7 protein-coding genes and 1 tRNA gene are annotated in these 8,867 nt (G+C 66.3%); 7 read left to right on the top strand and 1 reads right to left on the bottom strand.

What is annotated here, in order from left to right:
- Nucleotides 1-45: 45 nt before the first annotated feature.
- A complete protein-coding gene (locus tag DC347_RS06810; protein WP_109044860.1) occupies nt 46-777 on the top strand; it encodes a FadR/GntR family transcriptional regulator in 732 nt (243 codons plus the stop codon).
- Between the two features lie 107 nt (nt 778-884).
- Here the strand turns inward: DC347_RS06810 and DC347_RS06805 are convergent.
- Nucleotides 885-967, bottom strand: a tRNA-Leu gene (locus tag DC347_RS06805).
- A gap of 396 nt (nt 968-1,363) precedes the next feature.
- Here DC347_RS06805 and DC347_RS06800 point away from each other — a divergent pair.
- The 6 genes from DC347_RS06800 to DC347_RS06775 are packed head-to-tail and all read left to right on the top strand — an operon-like array spanning nt 1,364 to nt 8,855.
- Nucleotides 1,364-2,113 carry a DUF3662 and FHA domain-containing protein gene (locus DC347_RS06800; protein ID WP_018762788.1) on the top strand — a complete coding sequence of 250 codons (750 nt, stop codon included), beginning with the start codon at nt 1,364-1,366 and terminating at the stop codon, nt 2,111-2,113.
- Nucleotides 2,110-2,592, top strand: a complete 483-nt coding sequence (locus DC347_RS06795; protein WP_018762789.1) for an FHA domain-containing protein — start codon at nt 2,110-2,112, stop codon at nt 2,590-2,592. Before DC347_RS06800 ends, DC347_RS06795 begins: the two co-directional genes overlap by 4 nt.
- 59 nt (nt 2,593-2,651) lie before the next feature.
- Nucleotides 2,652-4,292: a PP2C family serine/threonine-protein phosphatase gene (locus DC347_RS06790; RefSeq protein WP_240617715.1), complete on the top strand. Its 1,641-nt coding sequence runs from the start codon at nt 2,652-2,654 to the stop codon at nt 4,290-4,292.
- The gene (locus DC347_RS06785; RefSeq protein WP_018762791.1) at nt 4,289-5,686 is read left to right on the top strand and encodes an FtsW/RodA/SpoVE family cell cycle protein; all 1,398 of its coding nucleotides are present in this window, start codon (nt 4,289-4,291) and stop codon (nt 5,684-5,686) included. The genes DC347_RS06790 and DC347_RS06785 overlap by 4 nt, the downstream gene beginning before the upstream one ends.
- Entirely contained in the window at nt 5,683-7,143 is a 1,461-nt protein-coding gene (locus tag DC347_RS06780) for a penicillin-binding protein 2 (protein ID WP_026264867.1), read from the top strand. The genes DC347_RS06785 and DC347_RS06780 overlap by 4 nt, the downstream gene beginning before the upstream one ends.
- Nucleotides 7,140-8,855 (top strand): serine/threonine-protein kinase, encoded by a 1,716-nt coding sequence (locus DC347_RS06775; protein WP_109044857.1) that lies wholly within the window; start codon nt 7,140-7,142, stop codon nt 8,853-8,855. Before DC347_RS06780 ends, DC347_RS06775 begins: the two co-directional genes overlap by 4 nt.
- Nucleotides 8,856-8,867: the final 12 nt, after the last annotated feature.

The raw sequence follows: 8,867 nt of genomic DNA, 5'->3' as shown, positions 1-8,867 counted from the left end.
GCCTGGACAACCGAAAGCGTGACCTTCGGCGCGTAACCTTGACCCATGAGCCGGAACCTCACCGCGGATCTCGCCGCTGACCTTCGCAACCGCATCGTCGACGGTGTCATCCAGCCGGGCGAGAAGCTGCCCAGCGAAAACACGCTCATCAATGATTTCGGCGTCAGCCGCACGGTGGTGCGTGCAGCCCTGACAAGGCTGCAGGCCGAGGGACTCGTTGAAACCGAACGCGGACGCGGCAGTTTCGCCCTCACTCCGCCCTCGGACGCACCGCCGGCCATGCCGGGTGGACGTCCAGTGGCCAGCACAGAGGACAGGCTCCACCTGCTGGAATTCCGCATGGGCGTGGAGACGGAGGCCGCGGCACTGGCGGCCCGCAACCGCACGGACAGGCAGTTGCGGGCCGTCGGCACCGCACTGGAAGCCTTTACCGAAAGCTCGGGCCACCCCGCCCACGCCATGAAGTCGGACTTCGAATTCCACCGGGCCGTGGCTGCGGCCTCCGGCAACCCCTATTACTCCGACTGCCTGGCAGCCCTGGGGCAGACCATGATCGCGATGCCCCGCACCCGCCTGATGACCGGCGTCGAGCATTATGCCCGGGACCATTTCGACCAGGTGGTGCTGGAACACCGCTCCATCCTGGAGGCCATCGCCGATGGTGACGAGGCGGCCGCGGCAGCTGCCATGCGGAGCCACCTGGCCAATTCACGACGCCGGTTCAAGGCGTCCGCGCGCCCGGCCGCGCCGCAGGACGCTTCGCCGCCGCATTCCTAAGCGTGTTCGCACACCCGTTCTTTATAGGGACGGATCCGCGAACCAGCCCATGAGCGGCCGGGAACGCAAAAAAGCCCCGGTCCAAGACCGGGGCTTTTCCATATGCGTGCGCGAGGGGGGATTTGAACCCCCACGCCCTTTCGGACACTGGCACCTGAAGCCAGCGCGTCTGCCGTTCCGCCACTCGCGCGCAACTTCTTCCACTCAGCCGGCCCGGATTTCCGTACCTGCACCTCGTAAAAGCAGCGAGATCAAGCATAACGGACACATGCGGCAAATTACCAATTGGCCGCCAGGCCGCCGCCTTCGGCACCCCCGGACCCGGCTGTCGGCAGGGAAAAAACTGCACCGGAACGGGCCTTCGACGCCGCCGAACGCCGGGCCGGCGCGAGGGACGCCCGGATGTGAAGACGAACTTTTGCCGCCGCCCGGCCGTTGTGGATTAAGGTCATTCACGGGGCTGGACAGTAGTATCGGATACAGGAGCGGCTGCCGTCGGCAGCCACCCCACAATGCGGCGCACTGCACTGCAGGTGCTGGTCAGGAACAACGGCTTCCCTGGAACCGGGGGGAAAGGAGAAGAACCATGGGTCTGCTGGACAGGGTCGAACGCGGCATTGAAAAGGCCGTCCGCGGTGTCTTCTCCACCGGTTCCAAGGCCCAGGTCGAGCCCGTGGAGATTGCCAGCAGGCTCCGCCGCGAAGTGGACCACAAGGCCCTTACCGTGGCCGCAGGCCGCACATTGGTGCCCAACGTTTTCGATGTCCAGCTCAGCGATGAGGACTTCCGGCGGGCACAGGAGTGGGGCACTCCCCTCGCCGAAGAACTCTGCGACGTCGTCATCAACCATGTCCGCGGCCAGGGCTACATCCTCCAGGGGCCGGTCAGGATATCCTTTCGCCGGGAGTCCGGGCTTCGGGCCGGTGACTTCGAGATCGCTTCCTCGACCGAGAAATCCCAAGGTGCCCCGGCTCCGGCACCCGCCCAGGCGCGGCCCAATGTTCCCGCGGCACCGAGCCGGCAGCCGGCGAGGCTCCAGCCTGTGCTCGATATTGACGGCCAGCGTTATTCGCTGAACGCCCAGTCCATCATCCTGGGCCGGTCCTCCGAGGCAGACATCCACATCGAGGACACCGGTGTCTCGCGCCGCCACCTCGAAATCCGCACGGCCGACGGCGTAACGAATGCGGTGGACCTTGGTTCCACCAACGGCAGCTACGTCAACGGGCAGAGGGTCTCCGGAAGCACCGAACTCACGGACGGCTCCACCATCACGATGGGACGGACAAAGATTATCTTCCGCCTGCTTCCTGCCAGCCCGGGTGGCCGCGCATGAGCGACCTCACCATCACCGCGCTGCGGTTCGGCTTCCTGCTGCTCCTCTGGGTGCTCATCTTCAGCATCGTCTCGGCCATGCGCCGCGACCTCATGGTGGGCCGCAAGGCAGCTGCCGGCGCACCCACGGCACGCCAGGTCCGCCGTAACCCGGAACTGGCCGAACCGCTGCAACAGCCTGTGAAGCAGCAGGCCCGGCAGCTGGTCGTGGTGGAAGGCCCACTCAAGGGCAAAACCCTTCCCCTGGCCGCCAGCCCCATCCTCCTGGGACGCGCCCAGGAAGCCACCCTGGTCCTGGAGGACGATTACGCCTCCGGCCGCCACGCCAGGCTGTTCCCGCAGGGAAGCCGGTGGTTCATCGAAGATCTCGGCTCCACCAATGGAACATACCTGGGAGACCAGCAACTGACCCGCGCCTTGCCGGTTGAGCCAGGGGTACCCGTGAGAATCGGCAAGACGGTCATCGAATTGAGGCCGTAGCCGTGGCCGTCACTGAAAAAACCGCACCCGGACCCGATCCGGCGGAGCGGCCCCTCATCATGCGTTACGCAGCGCGTTCGGACGTGGGCCGGATCCGCTCCAAGAATGACGACTCCGCCTACGTGGGCCGGCACCTCGCGGTGGTGGCCGATGGCATGGGCGGGCACGCAGGTGGTGACGTCGCTTCCGCCGCCACCGTCCTGGACATGATCCACCTGGACCGGCCCGACTACGGCGACGATGCCGGCACCATCCTGGCCGACGAAATACAGACCGCCAACTCCCTGCTCTCCGAACTCGTGCACATCAACCCCAAGCTCGCGGGGATGGGCACCACCGTGACCGCCCTGCTGCTGGCCGGGGGGAAGCTGCACTTCGCCCACATCGGCGATTCCCGCGCCTACCGGCTCCGCGACGGAGAATTCAAGCAAGTCAGCGTTGACCACACCTTTGTCCAGCGGCTGATCGATGAGGGCCGCCTCCGGCCCGAGGAAGCCGAAACGCACCCGCACAAGAACGTCCTGATGCGCGTCCTGGGTGATGTCGACGCCAGCCCCGAGCTGGACCTGGACACACTGGAAGCGCGGCAGGGCGACCGCTGGCTGCTCTGCTCGGACGGACTGAACTACGTTGCAGGGCATGCCGTGGAACGGACAATCCGGGAAACCAAGGACCTGCGCGAGTGCGCGGAAACCCTGGTTGACCTGACCCTTGAGGCCGGATCCCCGGACAACGTCACCGTGGTGGTGCTGGACATCGTCCCGGAAACGGCCGACGACGTCAGCACGGCCGCCGTCGAGATCATCATGCCGCCGCCTGGCAGCATGCCCGCTGCCGCGGCAGCTGCCGGAGGGGCCGCCAAGCCTGCAGCCCCCGCTTCGGATCAAGCCAGGCAGGCTCCCGCGCCGCCGGACACCGGCACCGGCGACGATGCAAAGGAACCTACATCCACCGCAGCCGCCGACGGCGACGCCACTGACCCGGACTCACGTTCCGCCGAGCCCGGCAGCACGGACCCGCACTTGGGCGAACACCTGTCCGCCGAGGTCCTCCGCGAGGAGCTTGCCTCCCGCCCGCATGAACTGGTGGGTGCGGCTGCTTCCGCCGCGGAATCCGGGTCCATCCCCACGGTTGCCGGGCGCACCGTGGCCAGGCGCGCAGCAACATTGCTCACCCACAAAGCGGAACCGGCCGGCGACACCGCGGACACCCTTGTTCCGCTTCGTCCCCGCCGCTGGATCGCGTGGTCCGTTGCAGCCGCCGTGGTGGTCGTGGTGGCCATTGGCCTCTGGCTGGGCTATGCCTGGACTCAAACCCGCTATTACGTGGGCGAGTTTGATTCCCGGGTGGCCATCTACAACGGGGTTTCCCAGCGGCTTGGCCCCATCCAGCTCTCATCCCTCGAAGCCGTGACTGATATCCGGATGGATTCCCTGCCGCCCTTCTCGCAGCAGCGCGTCCGCCAAACCGTGCCGGCGAACGACCTCTACGACGCCCAGCGGATCGTCAAGAACCTCGAGCTGACGGGCAGCACGTCACCGGAAGAGGAATGCCCCAAGCCGTCCGCGTCCGCGTCGCCACCCGCACCAACCGACAGTGCGGCTCCTCCGCCGGCATCAGGCGCCCCCGTACCGGCGCCCACCCCGACGGCACCGTCACCATCTCCCACACCCACCATCACCTGCCAGGGGGCCAAATGAGCCAGGTCAACACCGCCCCCAAGCCCCGCCGCAACGTTGAGCTCCTCCTGCTGCTGCTTGCCCTGACGGTGGGCATCGGCGCGAACATGCTGGTGGGTGTGGACCAGCAGAAGGCCTTTGACTCCGATTTCTGGTTCCAGTCAAGCCTGTTGGCCGCAGCATCCCTGGCGTTCCACGGCGTCCTGCGCTTCCGCGCGAAATATGCTGATCCGGTAATACTTCCACTGGTAGTTGCCCTGAACGGCCTGGGCCTGGCGATGATCCACCGGCTGGACCCTCCCGGCGGTGATACCGGGAACAACCAGCTCCGCTGGACCCTGATCGCCATGGCCGTGGCCATTGCAGTCATCTGGTTCCTCAAAGACCACAGGGTGCTGCGCCGGTTCACGTTTATTTCACTGGCGGCCAGTGCAGTCCTGCTGGTGCTCCCCCTGATTCCAGGCATCAGCGCCGGTGAAATCCTCGGTGCCCGCGTGTGGATCCGGATAGGTCCCATGACCTTCCAGCCCGGTGAAATCGCAAAGATCACCCTGGCGATCTTCTTTGCCGGCTATCTCTCCTCCAACCGGGACCTCATCCTGCTCGCAGGCCGCAAGGTGGGGCCGCTGCAGTTCCCGCGTTTCAAGGACCTCGGCCCCATGATCGCCGCCTGGCTGGTGAGCATTGGCGTCCTGGTCTTCCAGAGCGACCTTGGCTCCTCCGTCCTGTTCTTCGGCCTGTTCATCGTCATGATCTATGTGGCCACCAGCCGCATCAGCTGGGTCGTCATTGGCATGGCGCTGTTCCTGGGTGGCGGCCTCATCGCCTCGCAGGTTTTCTCCCATGTGGGCCTGCGGATCGACGGCTGGCTGAACGCCTTCACCGATGAGGTCTACGGGCGGCAATACGGCGGCAGCTTCCAGATCGTCGAGGGCCTCTTCGGCATGGCCAACGGCGGCCTGGTGGGTACCGGCCTGGGGCAGGGGCGCCCCGACCTGGTTCCGTTCGCCAACAGCGACATGATCATTGCCTCCCTGGGCGAGGAGCTGGGCCTGATCGGACTTTTCGCGGTGGTCCTGATGTACCTGCTGCTGTTCACCCGCGGGTTCCGGGCCGCCCTGGGTACCCGGGACGCCTTTGGAAAGTTGCTGGCCTGCGGACTGTCCTTCGCAGTGGCGCTTCAGTGCTTTGTGGTGATCGGCGGCGTCACGCGGCTGATTCCGCTGACCGGCCTCACCACGCCCTTCCTGGCTGCGGGAGGCTCGTCCCTGCTGGCCAACTGGATCATCGTGGGGCTGCTGCTGATGATCTCGCACACGGCCCGTGGACCGGTGGACACCACTCCGCTGCCGCCGTCGGCCGGGTCCGAATCAACAGGTATTGATACTCCAACCGAGGCGGTGAAGCACGCATGAACCAGGCAATACGGCACTCATGGGTCGCGGCCATCGCAATGTTCGCCCTGATCTTCGGGGCCATCAGCTACGTGCAGGTGGTGGGCGCCGATGAGCTCAAGGACAACCCGTGGAACAAGCGCGCCATCCTCCAGACCTACTGCAATGACCGGGGTTCGATCATTGTGGGCGGAACTCCGGTGGCGGAGTCGGTGGAGAGCAACTCGGAAACCTGCAAATTCCAGCGCACGTACACCCAGCCCGAGCTGTACGCGGGACTGACCGGGTATTTCTCCCAGAACTACGGCGCCACGGGGCTGGAGCAGTCCATGGGGGCCGAACTGGCAGGCAACTCGGACCAGCTCTTCCTGGACCGCGTAGGCCAGCTCTTCCTGGGCAACCAGCCCAAGGGCGCGTCGGTGGAACTGACCATCGATCCACAGATCCAGCAGTTGGCCTACAGCCTCATCCCGGATGGCCAGCGCGGCTCGATCGTCGTCACCAATCCCAAGACGGGCGCCATCCTTGCGATGGTGTCCAAGCCGTCCTACAACCCGAACCTGGTGGCCACGCAGGATCCCACTGCGGAGAGCACCAACATCAACGAACTGGTCAAGGTGCCCGGCATTAACCTGAACCAGAACGTTAGCGGCCCCACCGGCGCGCTGCTCGCCCCGGGATCCGTTTTCAAGCTCGTGGACACGGCGGCCGCGCTTGCCTCGGGGAAATACAACAAGGACAGCGTGCTGCCCAATCCCGCTGAGATGCCATTTGACGGCATCCAGTACAAGCTGCCCAACTACGCCGGCGGCAACTGCTACACCAGGGACACCGCCACGTTCGCGTTCGCACTCCAGCAGTCCTGCAACACACCGTTCGCGAGCATCGCATTGGACCTTGGCCGCAACGCCATCGCCGACCAGGCTAAGAAGTTTGGGATTGGCGAGGATGTCGGGGACCAGCTCAAGCTCGGCCATGCCCAAGGCAACGTGTTCCCCGACAACCTGGACAAGCCCGGACTGGCCCAGTCCGCCATCGGCCAGAAGGACGTCCGGGTCACGCCGCTGCAGGTCAACATGATGACGAACGCCATCGCTAACGGCGGCGTACAGATGGCGCCAAGCCTGGTCAAGACCCTGCGGTCCCCGGATCTGCGCGTCATTGACGAGCCCCAGCCGGCACAGCTCAGGACGTCCACCACCCCGGAAATCGCCAAGCAAATCACCGACTGGATGACCAGCGTGGTGACCGACGGCATCGCCAAGGGCGCGGCCGTCCCCGGGGTACAGGTCGCTGGCAAGACCGGCACCGCTGAACTCGGAAACGGAACCAACAACTCGTGGTTCACCGGGTTCGCCCCCGCTGATAACCCGAAGGTCAGCGTCACGATTGTCATGGAAGGCGTAGACATCTACGCGGGAGCAAAGCTGACCAGTCCCAACGCGAAGAAGATTTTTGAGGCGGTGTTGAATAAGTGAGGCCTACAACCGGAATCACCCTCGGCGGCAGATTCCAGCTGACCACGCGGATCGCGATCGGCGGTATGGGCGAAGTCTGGAAAGCCAAAGACCTCGTCCTGGGCCGCATCGTCGCGATCAAGGTGCTGAAGGAGGAGTACACCGGCGACCCCGGCTTCCTGCAGCGTTTCCGCGCCGAGGCCCGCCACACGGCCCTGCTGAACCACGTGGGCATCGCCAACGTCTTCGACTACGGCGAAGAGGAGGGCTCCGCCTACCTGGTCATGGAACTGGTTCCGGGGCAGCCGCTGAGCAGCATCATCGAGCACGAGCAGGTGCTTTCGCCGGACCGTACGCTCTCGATGATCGCCCAGACTGCCCGGGCCTTGGCCGTCGCGCACGCGCAGGGCCTGGTCCACCGCGACGTCAAGCCGGGAAACCTGCTGATCACCCCCGACGGCCGGGTCAAGGTGACCGATTTCGGCATCGCCCGCCTCGCCGACCAGGTCCCCCTGACCCAGACGGGCCAGGTCATGGGAACAGCGCAGTACCTGGCGCCGGAACAGGCCACCGGGCAGACCGCCACCGGTTCATCGGACATCTATTCCTTGGGCGTCATCGGCTACGAGTGCCTCACCGGACACCGGCCTTTCTCCGGTGAATCGCAGATCGCCATTGCCTTGGCCCAGGTGAACGATGCACCGCCACCGCTCCCGGAGTCTCTCCCCACCCCGGTCCGTGCGCTCCTGATGTCCATGCTGGCCAAGGATCCGAAGAACCGCCCGGCCAACGCCATCAAACTGGCCGAGGCCGCGGAGGCCATCCGGAACGGCGACATCAACGCAGCTCGCGCCGCCGTGCCGGGCATGCTGCTGTTCGATGCCGAGACCGGACCCATCACCGCCCCGGTGGACACAGCCACTGCTCCCACCGGCGTGATCGGCGCGCAGCGTGATTCCGCTCCCACCGCAACGTCGGCATTGCCGGTCCTGGGCGCCGGTGCCGCCGGTGCCGCGGCCGGGGTTGCTGCAGGCGCAGCGGCCGCCGGCGCGGACGGCCCGCAGGGGCATCTTGCGCGCGCCAACGCCCTGGCGGCGGAACGGAACTGGGACCAGGAGGAGGAGAGGTACGACGACGGCCCCGCCGACGAGCCGCGGCGCAAGGGCCGCAGTCCCTGGACCTGGCCTTTGGTCGCCCTAATCCTGCTGCTCCTGTTTGCCCTGGTGGGTTTCCTGTTGAACCAGGTGGGCCTCTTCTCGCCGGCCGGCAACCCGACGTCCGGCACCAGCACCAGCACCAGCAGCACCCCTTCCCCGTCGGCCACCCCAACCCGCACCACCCCGTCGGCCACGCCCACGCAGACCCGCAGCACACCGACGCCCACGCCCACGCCCACCCAGGACACGGTCAACGTGATTCCGGCGGCCTACCTGGGCAAGGATTACCGGCAGGTCCAGGCTTCGCTGGCCGGCCTGGGGCTCCAGGTGACGGTCCTGCCGCAGGAGAGCACCGCGACCCCGGGAACTGTCCTGGAGCTGAACCCCACCGGAACAGTGCCCAGGGGTTCGCTGATTACGGTCATCTACGCGACGGCTCCGAAACCCGCCCCCACCACGGCGGCTCCGACGCCGGCGCCCACCACCTCACCCGTGGCGGGGCCGACGCCCATCTCACCGCTGCCAACCTGTGCGGCCGGCCAAACGCCCGGAACGCCCCCGACCTGCACTCCCTGACCGCCGGGACCA

Origin of the sequence: Pseudarthrobacter sp. AG30 (genome assembly GCF_003116525.1) — a bacterium.
Lineage (GTDB): Bacteria > Actinomycetota > Actinomycetes > Actinomycetales > Micrococcaceae > Arthrobacter.
This window is presented reverse-complemented; position numbering and strand designations above follow the sequence as displayed.